An 18,834-nucleotide genomic window follows, 5' to 3' on the forward strand; every position below is an offset into this window, starting at 1 on the left:
GCACTGCGCGAATCTTTTTTAAAACCAGAATCGCACCGCTTAACGCCCCAAGCCTGCAATACACCGCAAACCCAGCCTCCCCACCGCCACACTTCCAATCCCGCCGAAAGCGTCGCTGCGAAAGAGGCCGAATTATAAAGACTACAGAAAAACTGTCAACACCCGGCTTAAAAAACCGTCGCTACGACGACCTCATTCGCCGTCATGCACGATGCCGCGACTTTTCAGGCGATAAACCATCTGTGGCCGGGTGATGCCGAGCAGGCGCGCGGCGGCGGCCACGTTTCCGCCGGCGCGTTCGATCGCCCGCTTCAAGAGCAGCGTCTCGATCTCGTCCAGCGAAACATTGTCGCACTCGCCGCCCTCTCCGAGCAGCAGCTTGCTCACGCCACGACTGACGCGGTCGGCCTCGCGGTCGGGAAGCTCCTCGGCGACCAGCGCCGCTGGGTCACTAGCGATCAACTTGCCTTCGCGGCCAATCTCGAAACGTTGCTCGACAAAACGCTCGCCGCTGGTAAACAAGTGGGACGAATCGATGGCGCCGTTTTCCGGCGCCAGAATCACGCCGCGCTCGATGACATTCTCGAGCTCGCGAACATTACCCGGCCAGCCATACGAAAGCATCGCGTCGACCGCGCGCTGAGTGAAGCCGGTGAGCCGCCGTCCGTGCAGCCGATTGAACTTGGTCAGGAAGTGCGTCATCAGCAGCGGAATGTCTTCGCGGCGCTCGCGCAGCGGCGAGATGCGAACCGGAAAGACATTGAGACGGAAGAACAGATCTTCGCGAAACCGCCCCGCCTTGACCTCCTCGCGCAAGTCGACGTTGGTGGCGGCGATGACGCGGACGTTGACGCTACGCGTGCCGGTGTCGCCGAGCCGCTCGATCTCGCCCTCCTGAAGGACGCGGAGCAGCTTGCCCTGGGCGCTGGCGCTGAGGGTGCCGATTTCGTCGAGGAAAAGCGTTCCGCCATCGGCACGCTCGAAGCGGCCCGGGCGGCTCTGGATGGCGCCGGTAAAGGCGCCCCGCTCGACACCAAAAAGCTCCGACTCGATCAACTGCTCGGGGATCGCCGCACAATTGATCGCGACGAAGGGCTTGTCGCTGCGTGAACTCAGCCGGTGCAGGGTGCGCGCAAAGACTTCCTTGCCCACGCCGCTCTCGCCCAGAAACAACACGGTCGCCTGAGTCGGCGCAACCCGCTTCACCATATGGAGTACAGCGGCGAAGCTCGGGGAAATCCCCACCGGGCCGGCCGCCGACTCGACGGACTCACTCGGCCGTCCGACGCCGCAGGCCGGCCGTCCCGTACTGAGGGGCGGATTACGGGTCAGGTTGTCGGGCATCATGTAGCGCAGATCCTCGACGCCGTCCTCTCCCCACTCCTCGACCAGCTTGCCCACGATGCGGCACGCCGAATGCCCCATCGACTGGCATTCGACTTCACGATACAGAACCTGCCGCCCCATGAATTCCGTCGAGAAACCCGAGGCGTAGCCGATCTGCATCCAGCAGGCGGGTTCGTCGCCGATCGGGAAATGGCGGATGTGCTCCTCATCCTCGACCGGGCTGGTCCAGATGAATTCCCCGTAGTGGTGGCCACGGGCCACGTCGAACTCGAGGCGCACCGCTTCGGAGATGCCGATCCCCTCGAGGCAGTGCATCTGCGGCCCCACCACGAACATGTCCTTGAGCGACGTTTTAGACCGGACCTTGCGCGCCATCTGCGCGTCGTGCACGCCGGCGTGGTAGCCCATCCGTGTCATGAAGCCGCGGGCGACGTCCATGCCGAGCGCCTCGATCATCTCGCGACGCAGGGTGCCGAGGGATTTGGCGTGGATCAGCAACATGCGCTGATCGTCCAGCCAGATGCGGCCGTCGCTGGTGGAAAAACGCAGTCGCGCCAGCAAGTCGGCGAGATCGGGAAAACGCACCGGGTCGTGTTCGACACTGGCAGGGTCGATGACCGGCTGACGGCGCGCGTCGGAGGGCGTCCTGGCGATGGTCTTCATGCTCGTCCTCCGGGCGAGGTTCGGGCCTCACTTCTCATGGTGTCTCCATCCAAAAACTGATCCACGCCGGCGGCGCTCATCTCGGCGAGCTGCGCGCGGGCGTTCCAACACCCTCAAAGATACGCCGGCTCGGTGTGCCGCCACAACGCCATGAAGCGGACTATGCACGCATTGATTCATAGTGCACTGCAATATTTATGGCGACATTAAATCATTTGATTCACCAGCCCCCTCCCTGCCCATCACCGGAGAACCACCCCGGCTGATGACAAACACCCCGTCAGCGATGGCAACCCCCTGTCCCACAAGGGGATAGGAGAAAGCCCTACACGCCCCGCCAAATCCTTGGCACGCCTCCTGCTAAACAGAGACCAGAAGGCCGCGAACGTGATGAATTGCTCGACTCCCCTGCGCGTCGAGGATTCCACGGTCCAGATGAGCCCCAAGCCCCCAGAGAGGCACACCAAGGAGACACGCCCATGCAGCACCTCGCACCGTTCAGTGAGCCGTCGCCGCGGCCCCCCGAGCAGCACACCGCTGTCAGCGGCGCGTTCTCCCGCCCCCCGTCCGCCCCGCTCGCCGCCCACACCGGCGCAGCGCACGGCTGCGCGGGGCGTTGCAGCACCCGTGGGTAGCCATACCCCGCAGCACCCCACGACTTAGACCATGGATAGGAGATCAGCGTGACTCAACTCAATCAAGAAACCCAACAGAAAATCGCGAAGCTCGAAGCGATGCTGGAGGAGGATCCGGCCAAGCACGTGTATCGCATCGACCGCAGCGCGTTCACCGATGCGGAACTGTTCGAACTCGAGATGAAGCACATCTTCGAAGGCAACTGGATCTTCCTGGCCCACGAAAGCCAGATCCCGAACCCGAACGACTACCTCAACATTTACGTCGGCCGCCAGCCGGTCCTGATCACCCGCGACAAGACCGGCCAGCTGCACGCGATGGCCAACACCTGCACCCACCGCGGCGCGACCCTGGCTCGCCACAAGAAGGGCAACAAGTCGAGCTTCACCTGCCCGTTCCACGGCTGGACCTTCAACAACGCCGGCAAGCTGCTCAAGGTGAAGGACCAGAATCCGGACGCAGGCTACCCCGAGTGCTTCAACAAGGAAGGCAGCCACGATCTGGTCAAACTCGGCGCCTTCGAGAACTACCGCGGCTTCCTGTTCGGCAGCATCAACCCGGATGTCGGCCCGCTCTCCGAATACCTCGGCGAAGCGGCCAAGATCATCGACATGATCGTCGACCAGGCCCCCGAGGGCATCGAAGTGCTGCGCGGCACCGGCAGCTACACCTTCGACGCCAACTGGAAACTGCAGGCCGAAAACGGCGCCGACGGCTACCACGTCACCGCGGTGCACTGGAACTACGCCGCCACCCAGGGCCGCCGCACCGCCGACGGCAAGCAGGACACCATCAAGGCCATGAGCGCCGGCGGCTGGGCGCGCCAGGGCGGCGGTTCCTACTCGTTCAAGAACGGCCACATGCTGCTGTGGACCAACTGGGCCAACCCGGAAGACCGTCCGCTGTGGGGCAAGCGCGACGAGTGGATCGAGAAATTCGGCGAAGCCAAGGCGGACTGGATGCTCAAGAAGTCGCGCAACCTGTGCCTGTACCCGAACGTGTACCTGATGGACCAGTTCAGCTCGCAGATCCGCGTGCTGCGCCCGATCTCCGTCGACAAGACCGAAGCCACCATCTACTGCATCGCGCCGAAGGGCGAAGCGCCGGAAGCCCGCGCCCGCCGCCTGCGCCAGTACGAAGATTTCTTCAACGCCACCGGCATGGCCACCCCGGACGACCTGGAAGAGTTCCGCTCCTGCCAGCACGGCTTCAACGCCCGTGCCGTCAAGTGGAACGACATGACCCGCGGCGCCACGCACTGGGTCAAGGGTCCGGACGAAAACGCCGACCTGATCGGTCTGAAGCCCGAGCTGTCCGGCGTCAAGACCGAGGACGAGGGCCTGTACGTGATGCAGCACCTGTACTGGCTCGAAGCCATGAAAAAAGCCCTTATCGCCGAACAAGCCGAACAAGCCGGAGCCCAGTGATGCTGTCCTACGAAGCCATTCAATCTTTCATTTTCCAAGAAGCCCGCGCCCTCGATGAACGTCGCTGGAACGACTGGCTGGACTTCTACGCCGAAGACGTCGAGTTCTGGATGCCCGCGTGGGACGAGGACGACACGCTGACGACCAACCCGCAGAACGAAGTCTCGCTGATCTACTACGCCAACCGCTCCGGCCTCGAAGACCGCATCTTCCGCATCGAGACCGAGCGCTCCAGCGCCACGATCCCGGACACCCGTCACGGCAAGTCGATCAGCAACCTCGAAGTGCTGTCGCAGGACGAGACCACCGCCAAGGTGCGCTTCAACTGGATCACCAACAGCTTCCGCTACGACATCCTCGACACCTACTTCGGCTACTCCGAGTACACGATCGACACGTCCGGTCCGAAGCCGCTGATCAAGAAGAAGTACGTCGTCCTGAAGAACGACTACATCCACCACGTGCTCGACATCTACCACATCTGATCCATCCGATGGATGGCCCGCCTCCGGGCGGGCCACGCGCTCCACCTCGCAGAGAAGGGAAAAACAACATGCCATTCAACATCGCCCTGCAATTCGAAGACGGTGTCACCCGTGTCATTCCGTGCGACGCCAACGAGCTCGTGTCGGAGGCCGCCTACCGCGCCAAGATCAACATCCCGCTCGACTGTCGCGACGGCGCCTGCGGTACCTGCAAGTGTCACTGCGAGAGCGGCAGCTACACCCAGGGCGTCTACATCGACGACGCCCTCACCGAAGAAGAAGCCAGCCAGGGCTTCATCCTCACCTGCCAGATGAAGCCCACCTCGGACTGCGTGATCCGCGTTCCGGCTTCGTCCGCCGCCTGCAAGACCGAGGTGGCCGCTCACACCGCCAGCCTCAGCGAGATCAATCGCGGCTCGCCCACCACTGTCTCGTTCAAGCTCCAGGCCGACAAGCCGGTCTCCTTCCTGCCCGGCCAGTACGTCAACCTGCAGGTGCCCGGCACCCAGGAAACCCGCGCCTACTCCTTCAGCAGCGCGCCCAACCAGACCGAACTCGGCTTCCTGATCCGCGACGTACCCGGCGGGCTGATGAGCACCTACATGCGCCAGACCGCCGAAGTCGGCGGCGCCATGAACTTCACCGGCCCCTACGGCAGCTTCTACCTGCGCCCGGTCGAGCGCCCCGTGCTGATGCTTGCCGGCGGCACCGGTCTCGCCCCGTTCCTGTCGATGCTGCTGTGGCTGCAATCGCACCCGAGCACCCAGCCGATCATGCTCGCCTACGGCGTCAACACCAACGACGACCTGGTCGAACTCGACACCCTCGCCGCCCTCAAGGCCGCGATGCCCAACCTGGAATTCTTCACCGTCGTCGTCGACCCCGCCAGCGGCCACCCCAAGACCGGCTACGTCACCGACCACCTCACCGCCAAGGACCTGCACGACGGCAACGTGGACGTCTACGTCTGCGGCCCCCCGCCGATGGTCGAGGGCGTGCGCAAGTGGATGTCCGGCGTCGGCGTCACCCCCAGGAGCTTCCACTTCGAGAAGTTCTCGTCCTCCACCGCGGGAGCCCACGAATGAGCGGCGCAAATCGATTCAAGAAGAAGGTCGTCGTCGTCACCGGCGCGGCCCAGGGCATCGGTCGCGGCGTCGCCCTGCGCGTGGCGGCCGAAGGCGGCGCGGTGGTCGCAGTGGACCGCTCGGACATCGTCGAGGAGGTCGTCGCCGAGATCAAGGAAGCCGGCGGCAAGGCCATCGCCGTCCAGGCCGACCTGGAAACCTTCGCCGGCGCCCAGTCGGTGATGGACGCGGCGCTCAAGAAGCACAAGCGCATCGACGTGCTCATCAACAACGTCGGCGGCACCATCTGGGCCAAGCCCTTCGACCAGTACGAGGAAGCCCAGATCGAGGCCGAGATCCGCCGCTCGCTGTTCCCCACCCTGTGGTGCTGCCGCGCCGTGCTGCCGACCATGCTCGAGCAAAAGCACGGCGTGATCGTGAATGTCTCCTCCATCGCCACCCGCGGCGTGCACCGCGTGCCGTACTCGGCGGCCAAAGGCGGCGTCAATGCGCTCACCGCCTCGATCGCGATGGAACACACCAGGAACGGCATCCGCATCAATGCCACCGCCCCCGGCGGCACCGACGCCCCGCCGCGCCGCGTACCGCGCAACCAGAACGCGGTCGAGCAGAGCGCCCAGGAAAAGGCCTGGTACCAGGGCGTGGTCGACCAGACCATCGACTCCAGCCTGATGCACCGCTACGGCACCATCGACGAGCAGGTCGCGCCGATCCTGTTCCTCGCGTCGGACGAATCGTCCTACATCACCGGCACCGTGCTGCCGGTGGGCGGCGGAGACCTGGGCTGAAGGCGCATCGCCGCCGTCACGCCCTTCCACACCAGCATTCATAACTACATATAACAAGCTAGCGAGAGACTATGGCTCAAATCGACATTCACAACCTGGCCGACCACGCCAAGTTCAACGGCTTCCACGGAATGATCCTGTTCTGGTGTGCCCTCATCATCATCTTCGACGGCTACGATCTAGCCGTGGCCGGCATCGCCCTGCCGTCGATCATGAAGGAGATGGGCGTCACCCCGGCCACCGCCGGCTACATGGTCAGTTCGGCCCTGTTCGGCATGATGTTCGGGGCAATCTTCCTCGGCACCGTCGCCGACAAGATCGGACGCCGCTGGGCCATCGTCATCTGCATCGTGCTGTTCAGCGCCTTTACCGCCGCCGCCGGCATGACCACCGATCCGGTCAGCTTCAGCGTCACCCGATTCCTGGCCGGGCTCGGCATCGGCGGCGTGATGCCCAACGTCGTCGCCCAGATGACCGAATACTCCCCGCGCAAGATGCGCAGTACCCTGGTCACCCTGATGTTCAGCGGCTATGCGGTGGGCGGCATGCTCGCGGCGGTGCTCGGCAAGGGGCTGATCGAAAGCTACGGCTGGTCCTACGTGTTCTTCGCCGCCGCCACGCCGATGGTGCTGATCCCCTTCGTGCTCAAGTCGCTGCCCGAATCGATGCCCTTCCTCATCAAGAGCGGCCGCATCGACGAACTGAAGGCCATCGTCCAGCGCCTCGAACCGAGCTACGTCCCGTCCGGCAACGACCAGTTCGCCCTGCCCTCGGCCGACAAGGCCCACGGCGCGCCCATCGGCAAGCTGTTCCTGGACGGCCGCGGCTTCAGCACGGTGATGTTCTGGGTCACCTTCTTCATGTGCCTGTTCATGGTGTATGCGCTCAGTTCCTGGCTGACCAAGCTGATGGCCAGCGCCGGCTACAGCCTCGGCTCGGCGCTCACCTTCGTGCTGGTACTGAACTTCGGCGCGATGATCGGTGCGGTGGGTGGTGGCTGGCTGGCCGACCGCTTCCACATCAAGTACGTGCTGCTCGCCTTCTACGCCCTGGCCGCCGCGTCGATCACCCTGCTGGGCTACAAGGTGCCGACCGAAGTCCTGTTCGTGCTGGTCGGCCTGGCCGGCGCCTCGACCATCGGCACCCAGATCCTGACCTACGCCTACGTCGGCCAGTACTACCCGATGGCGGTGCGCTCCACCGGCATCGGCTGGGCTTCGGGCGTCGGGCGCAGCGGCGCGATCCTGGCGCCGATCGTGATCGGCACCCTGGTCGGCATGAAGCTCCCGCTGGAGCAGAACTTCATGGCGATCTCGATTCCCGCCGTGATCGCGGTGATCGCCGTCGCACTGATCCGCCACGAGCGCTCCGCCTCCGCCCACTGAAGACCGCCGCCGCCCCGGGTCACGTGCAGCACCTGGGGTCCGCGAAGCCAAAAAATATCGATATTAGTAAAAAATTTTGAGACTTTTGGCTATGCTATGGCCCGTGCGCATTACGTGCGCACAGGCAACGTGAAAGCGTCACCCACAGAGCGACCCTCACCGGTCGAAGCAAGCGGGTAACACCGCAGGTTGCCCGCCCTGACAAGTCGATCGCCCGGTTTCGGGTTTCAGGCGACGACACGCATAAATCAACCCGAAGAGGAGATACCAAATGGCACTGACTGGCGTATTACGCCCCGGGCACGTCTCGATCCGCGTGCTCGAACTGGAACCGGCCGTCAAGCATTACCGCGACGTCCTGGGCCTCATCGAAGTCGCCCGCGACGCCCAGAACCGCGTCTATCTCAAGGGCTGGGACGAGCAGGATCACAGCAGCATCATCCTGCGCGAAGCCGACGAAGCCGGCATGGACTACATGGGCTGGAAGGTGGACTCCGCCGCCACCCTCAAGAAGCTCGCCGCCGACGTGGAAGCCTCCGGGCTCGCCACCGACTGCAGCTGGGTGCCCGCCGGCGAACTGCTGGCCACTGGCGAGCGCTTCCGCTTCACGGTGCCCACCGGCCACGTGATGGAGCTGTATGCCCACAAGGATCTCGTCGGCAACAAGTGCGGCACCGACGGTGAAAACGTCAACCCCGATCCGTGGCCGGACGACCTGAAGGGCATCGCCCCGTCGCGCTTCGACCACTGCCTGCTGTACGGCGACGACCTGGACGGCACCGTCAAGCTGTTCATGGAAGTGCTGGGCTTCGGCCTCGCCGAACAGGTGGTCCTCGCCGACAACAAGGACTTCATGATCGGCGCCTTCCTGTCGTGCTCGAACAAGGCCCACGACGTGGCCTTCATCCGCCAGCCGGTGAAGGGCAAGTTCCACCACGCCTCGTTCGAACTGCGCAGCTGGGAGCAGGTCCTGCGTGCCGGCGACATCCTGTCGCGCACCAAGACCTCCATCGACATCGGCCCGACCCGTCACGGCATCACCCGCGGCGAGACGATCTACTTCTTCGACCCGTCGGGCAACCGCAACGAGGTCTTCGCCGGCGGTTACATCTACTACCCGGACAAGCCGCCGATCACCTGGTACGACGCCTCGCTCGGACCTGCGATCTTCTATCACGACCGCAAGCTGAACGAAGCCTTCCTGAGCGTGTTCACCTGATCCGCAACACCGACCGCGCACCGGCCTCCGATGCGCGGTTTTACCTTCTGCCCCGCCCCAAAAAAATATCGAGATTTTAAGAAAATTTCGGAAAATTGGGCTATGCTTACGAACGTGAATCCTTTCACGCTCATTGCCTTACCGATGGACGAACAGCCGGTCGATGCCGAGCGCCGCAGTGAGCAGGGCCGAGACACCACTAAAAAGAGAGTACGACATGAAAGAGATCAAGAATTTCATCAACGGTGAATACATCACCAACGTCAGTGGCAAGACTTACGAGAAGCGCAACCCGGTCGACAACTCGCTGATCGGCATGGTCTATGAAGCCGGCCAGCCCGAAGTCGATGCCGCCGTCGCCGCCGCCAAGGCCGCCCTGAAGGGCCCCTGGGGCAAGCTGTCCGTCGTCGAACGCTGCGCCATGCTCGACGCCATCGTCGCCGAAATCAACAACCGCTTCGACGACTTCCTCCAGGCCGAAATCGCCGACACCGGCAAGCCGGCCCACCTCGCCTCGCACATCGACATCCCGCGCGGCGCGGCCAACTTCAAGATCTTCACCGACACGATCAAGAACGTGTCCACCGAATCCTTCGAGATGCGCACCCCGGACGGCAAGACGGCCCGCTCCTACGGCGTGCGCACCCCGCGCGGCGTCATCGGCATCATCTGCCCGTGGAACCTGCCGCTGCTGCTGATGACCTGGAAGGCCGGCCCGGCGCTCGCCTGTGGCAACACCGTGGTCGTCAAGCCCTCCGAAGACACCCCCAGCACCGCCACCCTGCTGGGTGAAGTGATGAACAAGGTCGGCGTGCCCCCCGGCGTGTACAACGTGGTGAACGGCTACGGCGTGAACTCCGCCGGTTCCTTCCTCACCGCCCACCCGGACGTGAACGGCATCACCTTCACCGGCGAAACCCGCACCGGCACCGCGATCATGCAGGCCGCCGCCGTCGGCATCCGCCCGGTGTCGCTGGAACTGGGTGGCAAGAACGCCGCCGTGGTGTTTGCCGACGCCGACTTCGACAACGCCGTCGCCACCGTCACCCGCTCCTGCTTCGAGAACGCCGGCCAGGTGTGCCTGGGCACCGAGCGCGTGTATGTCGAGCGCCCGATCTTCGACAAGTTCGTCGCCGCCCTGAAGGAAAAGGCCGAGCAGATGAAGCCCGGCCGCCCCTTCGACCACGACACCAAGATTGGCCCGCTGGTCAGCAAGAAGCACCAGGCCAAGGTGTTGGGCATGTACGCCAAGGCCAAGGAAGAAGGTGCCAACATCGTCTTCGGCGGCGGCATCCCCGACATGCCGGACGAGCTGAAGGACGGCTGCTGGGTTCAGCCCACCATCTGGACCGGCCTGCCGGAAACCGCCACCGTCGTCACCGAAGAAATCTTCGGGCCGTGCTGCCACATCAGCCCGTTCGACAGCGAAGACGAAGTGCTGAACAAGGTCAACGCCAACCGCTACGGCCTCGCCACCTCGATCCATACCCAGGACATCAGCCGCGCCATGCGCCTGGCCAACGCCATCGAAGTGGGCCTGTGCTGGGTCAATAGCTGGTTCCTGCGCGACCTGCGCACCCCGTTCGGCGGCTCCAAGCAGTCCGGCATCGGCCGTGAAGGCGGCCTGCACTCGCTGGAGTTCTACACCGAGCTGCGCAACGTGATGGTCAAGTACTGAGCAATCGACGATGACTCAGAATCCCGAAATCGGCACGCGCGTTCGCACCGGCGGGTTCGAGACCAACGTCCATGACGTGGGCAGCGGCGCCCCGGTGCTGCTGATCCACGGCTCGGGCCCGGGCGTCTCCGCCTGGGCCAACTGGCGGCTGGTCATCCCCGCGCTGGCGAAGGATCGCCGCGTGATCGCCCCGGACATGGTGGGCTTCGGTTACACCGACCGTCCGGCCGGCATCCAGTACGGCATGGACACCTGGGTCCAGCAGGCCCTCGACCTGCTCGACACCCTCGGGCTCGAGCAGGTCGATCTCGTCGGCAACTCGTTTGGCGGCGCCCTGGCCCTGGCCCTCGCGATCCGCGCCCCCCAGCGGGTGCGCCGGCTGGTGCTGATGGGTTCGGTGGGCGTGCCGTTCGCGATCACCGAAGGGCTCGACGCGGTGTGGGGCTACGAAGCCTCCTTCGAGAACATGCGCCGGATCATGGACTACTTCGCCTGGAGCCGCGAACTCGTCTCCGACGAACTCGCCGAGCTGCGCTACCAGGCGAGCATCCGTCCGGGCTTCCAGGAATCGTTCTCGGCGATGTTCCCGGCCCCGCGCCAGCGCTGGGTGGACGCCATGATGAGCCGCGAGGCCGACATCCGCGCCCTGCCCCACGAGACGCTGGTGATCCACGGCCGCGAGGACAAGGTGATCCCGCTCTCGAACTCGCTCACGCTGGCCGACTGGATTCCCAATGCCCAGCTCCATGTGTTCGGCCACTGCGGCCACTGGACGCAGATCGAACACAACGCCCGCTTCAACCGGCTCGTCGGCGACTTCTTCGCCGAGGCCGACCAGCAGAAATCCTGACCTCCGAGGTTCCAAATGATGGACAAATCCAAGATCGAACTCTACGGCGACGAACTCTACAACGCCCTCATCACCAACACCCCGGTGGCCCCGCTGACCGACCGCGAAGCGGACATCACCATCGAGGACGCCTACCAGATCCAGCAACGCATGATCCAGCGCCGCCTCGACAAGGGCGAGACGATCATCGGCAAGAAGATCGGCGTCACCAGCAAGGTCGTGATGGACATGCTCAAGGTCAACCAGCCCGACTTCGGCATGATGACCTCCGGCATGGTCTTCAACGAAGGCGAAGCCATCGACACCAGCAAGATGATCGCCCCGCGCGCCGAAGCCGAAGTGGCCTTCATCCTCAAGTCCGACCTGATGGGCCCGGGCGTCACCGCCGCCGACGTGCTGCGCGCCACCGACTGCGTGGTGCCGTGCTTCGAGATCGTCGATTCGCGCATCAAGGACTGGAAGATCAAGATCCAGGACACCGTCGCCGACAACGCCTCCTGCGGCGTGCTCACCCTCGGCGGCCGTCGCAAGAGCCCGCGCGACCTCGACCTGGCCCTGGCCGGCATGGTGCTCGAGAAGAACGGCGAAGTGATCAGCACCTCCACCGGCGCCGCCGTGCAAGGCTCGCCGGTCAATGCCGTGGCCTGGCTCGCCAACACCCTCGGCCGCCTGGGCATCGGCCTCAAGGCCGGCGAAGTGATCCTGTCCGGCTCCCAGTCCCCGCTGGTCCCGGTCAAGGCCGGCGACAGCCTGGTCTGCGCCGTCGGCGGCCTCGGCGGCACCTCGGTCCGCTTCATCTGATACTGAATAAAAGAGAGACACAGCAATGAAACTCGACAACGCCACCATCCTGAAGCTCGCCGAGCACCTCGAAAACGCCGAACTGCAGGCCCACGACGTCACCAAGATCACCGACGACTACCCGGACATGGACTGGGATGACGCCTACGCCATCCAGGACGAGATCCGCCGCCGCAAGGAAGCCCGCGGCAACAAGGTCGCCGGCCTCAAGTGCGGCCTGACCTCCTTCGCCAAGATGAAGCAGATGGGCGTCGAGACCCCGGTGTTCGGCTTCGTCGCCGACTACATGTCCCGCCCGGACGGCGGCGAGATCAAGCACGCCGAGCTGATCCACCCGAAGGTCGAGGCCGAGATCTGCATCGTCACCAAGGCGCCGCTGAAGGGCCCCGGCTGCCACGTCGCCGCCGTCATGGCCGCCACCGACTTCGTCGTGCCGGCCGTCGAGATCATCGACAGCCGCTACCGTGACTTCAAGTTCGACCTGAAGAGCGTGATCGCCGACAACACCTCGTCGTCGCGCTTCGTGATCGGCGGCAACATGCGCAACCTCGACGAACTCGACCTGCGTACCCTGGGTGTGGTCCTCGAGATCAACGGCGAGATCAAGGCCATGGCCGCCGGCGCCGCCGTGCTGGGCCACCCGCTGGCCGCCGTCGCGATGCTGGCCAACCACCTGGGCGCCCGCGGCCAGGAAATCCCGGCCGGTACCTTCATCATGACCGGCGGCGTGACCGAAGCCATCGCGGTCAATCCGGGCGACAACGTGAACGTGCGCTTCCAGGATCTGGGCTCCGTCTCGATGCGCTTCGTGTAAGCGCCCTTGGCGCGGCGGGCCGCCCGGCCGGCCGCGCCAGCACCCGACTCATCAACCGGTCAGCATCGATCCGGTGACCGCCCAGCGGCCGTCGCCGGCTTTCGCACGAGAGCAGCAGGCAGGGCGCCGACCGGGAGGGGACACACAAGAGGACAAGAAAAATGTCATCCAAGCAAGACCTCAGCACCACCTTCACGCAAGAGACCGGCGAGATCCACCTCGGCGGCATCGACGCCATCGTCCGCCTGACGCTCGACCAGGTGCGCACCGACGCACGCCGCGGCCTCAAGACCGGCATGTTCATCTCCGGCTATCGCGGCTCCCCGGTCGGGATGCTCGACGCCGCCCTCATCAAGCAGCAGAAGCTGCTCGTCCAGAACAACATCAAGTTCGTCGACGGCCTGAACGAAGACCTCGCCGCCACCGCCGTGTGGGGCACCCAGATGATGCACACCGTCGGCAAGCAGAAGTTCGACGGCGTCACCGGCATGTGGTACGGCAAGGCGCCGGGCGTCGATCGCTCGGGCGACGCCCTCAAGCACGCCAACTACACCGGCATCGGCAAGAACGGCGGCGTGCTGGCCATTGCCGGCGACGACCCCAGCTGCAAGAGCTCCTCCCTGTGCTCCCAGTCCGAGCCGATGCTCTTCCACGTGGGCATCCCGTCGCTGTACCCGGCCAACGTGCAGGAAATCCTCGACCTGGGCCTGCACGGCTACCAGATGTCGCGCCTCTCCGGCGTGTGGATGGGCATGAAGATCGTCACCAACGTGGCCGACGGCACCGGTACCGCCAACGTCGATCCGGCCCGCCTGAACTTCATCACTCCGGATCTCAGCTTCGACGGCCAGCCCTTCACGCCCAACATGAACCTGGGCATGAACGTGCGCGTCGAGGCGCTGGAGATGGAACAGTCGCTCTACACCCGCCGCCTGGAAGTGGTGAAGCGCTACGCCCGCGCCAACAACCTCAACAACATCGTGATTCCCAACCCGGACGCATGGCTCGGGATCATCACCGCCGGCAAGACCTACAACGATCTGATGCAGGCCTTCCTCGAGATGGGCCTCGACGACGCCGCGCTGCGCCGCTACGGCATCCGCGTGCTCAAGATGGGCATGCTGTTCCCGATGGAGCCGACCATCGTGCGCGAGTTCGCCGAGGGCCTCGAGGAAATCTTCGTGATCGAGGAGAAGCGCCCCTTCCTCGAGATGTTCGCCAAGCAGGTGCTCTACGGCCGCGCCAACGCGCCGCGCATCGTCGGCAAGTTCGACGAGGAAGAGCGCGAGCTGCTGCCCCACTACGGCGAGTTCGAGTCCGACGTGATCGTGCGCGCGCTCCTCAAGCGCCTGTCGCGCAAGACGCGCATCGAATCGGCCGAGAACTGGCTTCAGCGCCTCGACGAGATCCACAGCCGCACCAAGCTGCCCACCGCCAGCCGCACCGCCTGGTACTGCTCGGGCTGCCCGCACAACAGCTCCACCGTCGCGCCGGAAGGCAGCATCGTGTCGGCCGGCATCGGCTGCCACACGATGGCCATGTGGATGAACCGCAACGTGGTGATGGGCACCCACATGGGCGCCGAGGGCGCGCAGTGGATCGGCATGGCGCCGTTCACCGACACGAAGCACATCTTCCAGAACATGGGCGACGGCACCTACGCCCACTCCGGCAGCCTGGCGATCCGCTACGCCGCGTCCACCGACATCAACATCACCTTCAAGCTGCTGGTCAATTCGCACACCTCGATGACCGGCGGCCAGGCGATCCAGGGCGCGCACCCGGTCGCCAACATGGTGTCCGACCTGCTTGCCAACGGCGTGCGCCGCGTCATCGTGACCACCGAGGACCTCGGCAAGTATTCGGGCGTCAGCCTCGCCGGCCACACCGAAGTCTGGCACCGCGACCGCCTCGACGAAGCCCAGAAAGAACTCGCCGCCACGCCCGGCACCACCGTGCTGATCCACGACCAGGAATGCGCCGCCGAGCTGCGCCGCGCCCGCAGCCGCGGCAAGGCCGAGGAGCCGGCCGAAGTCACGGTCATCAACGAGCGCGTCTGCGAAGGTTGCGGTGACTGCGGCGAAAAGTCCAACTGCATGAGCGTGGAACCCGTCGAGACCGAGTTCGGCCGCAAGACGCGCATCCACCAGTCGTCGTGCAACAAGGATTTCTCCTGCGTGAAGGGCTTCTGCCCGTCCTTCCTGACCATCACCCCCAACCCGGCCCCGGCCGGCGACGGCGCCCCCAAGAAAAAGAAGAAGGGCCGCATCCCGGCGCTCGACCGCGTGCTGCCCAATCCGGTCAACAAAATCGACGACACCATCGGCGTCGGCATCCACGTGATGGGCATCGGCGGCACCGGCTCCGTCACCGTGGTGGCGACCCTCGCCAACGCGGCGCGCCTCGAGGGCAAGCACGTCATCGGCCTGGATCAGACCGGCCTCGCCCAGAAGGGCGGCGCGGTGATCTCGGACATCAAGATCACCCACAAGCCGTTCCAGGGTTCCAACAAGATCTCCGACGGCCGTGCCGACCTGTACCTGGGCTTCGACATCCTCAACGCGACCGATCCGAAGAACCTCGACAAGTGCAGCCCCAACCGCACCATCGCGGTGGTCTCGACCACCCAGACGCCCACAGGCCAGATGGTCGCCAACCGCAAGGTGTTCTTCCCCAACACCAGCAACCTGACCGCCGGCATCGACCGCGTCACCCGCAAGGACGACAACGTCTTCCTCGACGGACAGGCGATGGCCGAAGGGCTGTTCGGCGACGCGATGGCAACCAACAACTTCATGGTCGGCGTGGCCTTCCAGGCCGGGACCATTCCGCTCAAGGCCGAGTCCATCGAGCAGGCCATCAAGAACTCCGGCGTCGGTGTCGAGCAAAGCCTCGCCGCCTTCCGCTGGGGCCGCATGGTGGTGGTGGATCGCGCCTTCGTCGAGGCCGAGATCGCCCGCCAGAAGGGCGCCGCGGTGTTCGCGCTCAACGCCGCGCCGCAACTCACTCCGGCAGCCCGCGCGATCGTCGATTCGATCGGCGCCCAGGGCGAGGTCAAGCGTCTGGTCGAGGTCCGCGTGCCCGAGCTGATCGCCTTCCAGGACGAGGCCTACGCCAAGCGCTACGCCGACGTGATCAAGCGCGTGTGGGCCGCCGAACAACGCGCCCTGCCGGGTAGCGCCCTCACCGAGGCGGCCGCCCGCTTCCTCTACAAGCTGATGGCCTACAAGGACGAATACGAAGTCGCCCGCCTGCACACCGATCCGGCCTTCCTGGCCCAGCTCGACGCGCAGTTCCCGCACGGCTACGAGGTCAAGTACAACCTCGCCCCGCCGCTGCTGGCCGACAAGGACCCGGTCACCGGCCACCTGCAGAAGAAGCAGTACGGCGCGTGGGTGTTCAAGGCCTTCCAGCGTCTGGCCGGGCTCAAGGGCCTGCGCGGCGGCGCGCTCGATCTCTTCGGCAAGACCGAGGAACGGCGCACCGAGCGGGATCTGGTCGAGCGCTACATCCAGACCCTCGAAGAGATCGTCACCAAGCTGTCGGCGGTCAACCACGCCGAGGCCGTGCTGCTGGCCCGCGTTCCCGACGAGATCCGCGGCTACGGCCACGTCAAGGAGAAGACCCTCGCCGTCGCCCGCGCGCTGCACGAAACGCGGCTCGCCGCGTTCCGCAACCCGCAGGCCACCCGCCTGACCGCGTAAGCGGGGGATTCCGGCGGCCTGCCGCATCCGCGCCGCCCACCCACCGCGGGCCCGCCCCCCGAAAAGGGGGCGGGCCCCCGGCCCCACCCCCGGGGCGGGCGACGCGCCGGACGCCGCTTGCTTTACCATCCGCGTCGTCACCGCATTTCGTCGCTCCCGCCATGATCTTTCCGTTTCCGGCCCTTGCCTGCCCGCTCGACGGCACACCCCTGCAGCTTCACGGCGGCGCCTGGCGCTGCCCGTCCGGCCACAGCTTCGATACCGCCAGCCAGGGTTACATCAACCTGTTGCCGGTGCAGCAGAAGCGCTCCCGCGACCCGGGCGACAGCAAGGAGATGGTCGCGGCCCGCCGGCGCTTTCTCGAGGCCGGCTTCTACCAGCCCATCGCCGCCGCCGTCGCCCACGCCGCACTCGACGAACTGCCCGCCGACGGCCAGCTCGCCTGCCTCGACGCAGGCTGTGGCGAGGGCTACTACCTGCGCCAGCTCGCCGCGGCGGCGGGCACCGGGCAGCGCCTCGCGATCCTCGGCCTCGACATCTCCAAGTGGGCCGTGCTGGCTGCCGCCAAGCAGGACAAGCGAATGCGCTGGGTGGTCGGCAGCAACGCCAACCTGCCGGTGCCCACCGCCAGCCTCGACCGGGTGCTGTGCATGTTCGGCTTTCCGGTCTATCCCGAATTCGCCCGCGTGCTCAAACCGGGCGCCCTGCTGCTGCAGGTGGACGCCGGCCCCGACCACCTGCGCGAACTCCGCGAGATCATCTACCCCAGCCTCAAGCCCGAGCGTCCCGCAGCGGCACACATCCCCGCCGGCTTCGCGCCCGACGGCGAATCGCGTGTCGGCTATGCCGTGACGATTGGCGGTCGCGCGCCACTGGCCGACCTGCTGGCCATGACGCCGCACCTGTACCGGGCCAGCGCCGAAGGCCGCGCCCGCGCCGCCGCCCTGGACGCCCTGACGCTCAGCGTCGACGTGCGCCTCACCCGCCTGCGCCGCCTGCCCGACTGACCACCGCCCGGCCCGGCACGCCGAAGGGCGGCCGAACGCCAGGTCCGGCCGCCCTGCGCCCGCGCACGGGCCGATCTACGCGCGACGCTCAGTCCGGCAACGCGCTGCGCATCCGCAACACCTCGGCGTAATTGCGCGACACACCTTCCGCCTGGCGCAGCACCAGCAGCCGGGCCTCAGCCGGCAACGGCTTTTCCAGCGCCTCGCGGTAAACCGTCATGGCCTCCTCCTCGGCGCGCACGCACTCGTCGAGCACCACCTTGTCATCGTTGCTGCTGAACACCGTCTTCAGGGTCGTCCAGCCCCGGTGCAGCGCGGCGGACACCGAGCCATGCTCGGTCGGACGGCCACCCAGGCGGTCGATCTCCACCTGCAGCGCGATCACCGCCGACGCGCAGTCGCGGGCGCGGCCCTCCAGGGCGGTGCGCACGGCCGGCGTGGTGGCGTGACGCGCCGCGCTGGCAAACCCGTCCTCCCCGTCGCGACTCATCGTCAGCAGGCCGTTCAGCACGTCGATCGCATCGTCCGTGTCGGCCAGCGTCGCCGACGCGGCGGCAGGCGCCCCAGTGACGGGGGCGTCACGACGCGCGGCGGCCCGCTCCCATGCCGCGCGGACGGCTGGACGAGCCTCATCCCAATCCATGTTGCGGCCGGGCGCCCGCAGCCAGTCTTCGGCGAGCTTCGACTCGGCCGCCTCGTAGCTGCCCGGGTAGTGCGTCACCCCGAGCCAGCCATGCTCGTAGGCCGGGCGATACCACGCGTAGCCGCGCTCTGCCCGGTAATAGGGCTCGCGCACGCAAGCGTCGGCCCAGTACGCGTCGTCGTCGGCGGCCGGACCGATGGCCTCCACCAACGCCTTGCCACCGGCCGCACCGGCCACCGCGCCGATCACACCGCCCACCGCGGCGCCCACCGGGCCGGCCGTGGCGGCACCGAGGGCCACCC

Annotated in this window: 14 protein-coding genes; 12 read left to right on the forward strand and 2 right to left on the reverse strand. The window is 65.9% G+C overall.

Going from position 1 to position 18,834, the window contains the following annotated elements:
• Window positions 1–192: 192 nt before the first annotated feature.
• Window positions 193–1,908, reverse strand: coding sequence for a sigma 54-interacting transcriptional regulator (locus ACE3P2_RS01380; protein ID WP_374260065.1), 1,716 nt, complete (start codon window positions 1,906–1,908; stop codon window positions 193–195).
• Window positions 1,909–2,744: 836 nt separating this feature from the next.
• On the opposite strand from ACE3P2_RS01380, the gene benA reads away from it, so the two are divergent.
• The 12 genes from benA to ACE3P2_RS01440 all read left to right on the forward strand — a co-directional run bounded on the left by benA (window position 2,745) and on the right by ACE3P2_RS01440 (window position 17,889).
• The gene (gene benA / locus ACE3P2_RS01385; RefSeq protein WP_374260093.1) at window positions 2,745–4,073 is read left to right on the forward strand and encodes a benzoate 1,2-dioxygenase large subunit; all 1,329 of its coding nucleotides are present in this window, start codon (window positions 2,745–2,747) and stop codon (window positions 4,071–4,073) included.
• The gene (gene benB, locus ACE3P2_RS01390) at window positions 4,073–4,558 is read left to right on the forward strand and encodes a benzoate 1,2-dioxygenase small subunit (RefSeq protein ID WP_374260067.1); all 486 of its coding nucleotides are present in this window, start codon (window positions 4,073–4,075) and stop codon (window positions 4,556–4,558) included. The genes benA and benB overlap by 1 nt, the downstream gene beginning before the upstream one ends.
• A gap of 68 nt (window positions 4,559–4,626) precedes the next feature.
• The gene (benC, locus tag ACE3P2_RS01395) at window positions 4,627–5,643 is read left to right on the forward strand and encodes a benzoate 1,2-dioxygenase electron transfer component BenC (RefSeq protein ID WP_374260069.1); all 1,017 of its coding nucleotides are present in this window, start codon (window positions 4,627–4,629) and stop codon (window positions 5,641–5,643) included.
• Window positions 5,640–6,431 carry a benzoate diol dehydrogenase BenD gene (gene benD, locus ACE3P2_RS01400; RefSeq protein WP_374260072.1) on the forward strand — a complete coding sequence of 264 codons (792 nt, stop codon included), beginning with the start codon at window positions 5,640–5,642 and terminating at the stop codon, window positions 6,429–6,431. Before benC ends, benD begins: the two co-directional genes overlap by 4 nt.
• 71 nt (window positions 6,432–6,502) lie before the next feature.
• Window positions 6,503–7,816, forward strand: a complete 1,314-nt coding sequence (locus tag ACE3P2_RS01405) for an MFS transporter (protein WP_374260075.1) — start codon at window positions 6,503–6,505, stop codon at window positions 7,814–7,816.
• 271 nt (window positions 7,817–8,087) lie between these two features.
• Window positions 8,088–9,035: a catechol 2,3-dioxygenase gene (locus ACE3P2_RS01410; protein WP_374260077.1), complete on the forward strand. Its 948-nt coding sequence runs from the start codon at window positions 8,088–8,090 to the stop codon at window positions 9,033–9,035.
• Between the two features lie 217 nt (window positions 9,036–9,252).
• Window positions 9,253–10,713: a 2-hydroxymuconic semialdehyde dehydrogenase gene (locus ACE3P2_RS01415; RefSeq protein WP_374260080.1), complete on the forward strand. Its 1,461-nt coding sequence runs from the start codon at window positions 9,253–9,255 to the stop codon at window positions 10,711–10,713.
• 10 nt (window positions 10,714–10,723) lie between these two features.
• Window positions 10,724–11,563, forward strand: a complete 840-nt coding sequence (locus tag ACE3P2_RS01420) for an alpha/beta fold hydrolase (RefSeq protein ID WP_374260083.1) — start codon at window positions 10,724–10,726, stop codon at window positions 11,561–11,563.
• Between the two features lie 18 nt (window positions 11,564–11,581).
• Window positions 11,582–12,364, forward strand: a complete 783-nt coding sequence (dmpE, locus tag ACE3P2_RS01425; protein WP_374260095.1) for a 2-oxopent-4-enoate hydratase — start codon at window positions 11,582–11,584, stop codon at window positions 12,362–12,364.
• A 25-nt stretch (window positions 12,365–12,389) separates the two neighbouring features.
• Window positions 12,390–13,178: a 2-oxo-3-hexenedioate decarboxylase gene (gene dmpH / locus ACE3P2_RS01430; RefSeq protein ID WP_374260085.1), complete on the forward strand. Its 789-nt coding sequence runs from the start codon at window positions 12,390–12,392 to the stop codon at window positions 13,176–13,178.
• Window positions 13,179–13,339: 161 nt separating this feature from the next.
• Window positions 13,340–16,882, forward strand: coding sequence for an indolepyruvate ferredoxin oxidoreductase family protein (locus ACE3P2_RS01435; protein ID WP_374260087.1), 3,543 nt, complete (start codon window positions 13,340–13,342; stop codon window positions 16,880–16,882).
• Between the two features lie 161 nt (window positions 16,883–17,043).
• Entirely contained in the window at window positions 17,044–17,889 is an 846-nt protein-coding gene (locus ACE3P2_RS01440) for a putative RNA methyltransferase (protein WP_374260089.1), read from the forward strand.
• Window positions 17,890–17,977: 88 nt separating this feature from the next.
• Here the strand turns inward: ACE3P2_RS01440 and ACE3P2_RS01445 are convergent.
• Window positions 17,978–18,834 (reverse strand): PA2169 family four-helix-bundle protein (locus ACE3P2_RS01445; protein ID WP_374260091.1); only part of this gene is annotated, 857 nt, incomplete at its 5' end.

Source organism: Zoogloea sp., assembly GCF_041911615.1.
In the GTDB taxonomy this organism is placed as follows: Bacteria; Pseudomonadota; Gammaproteobacteria; order Burkholderiales; family Rhodocyclaceae; genus Zoogloea.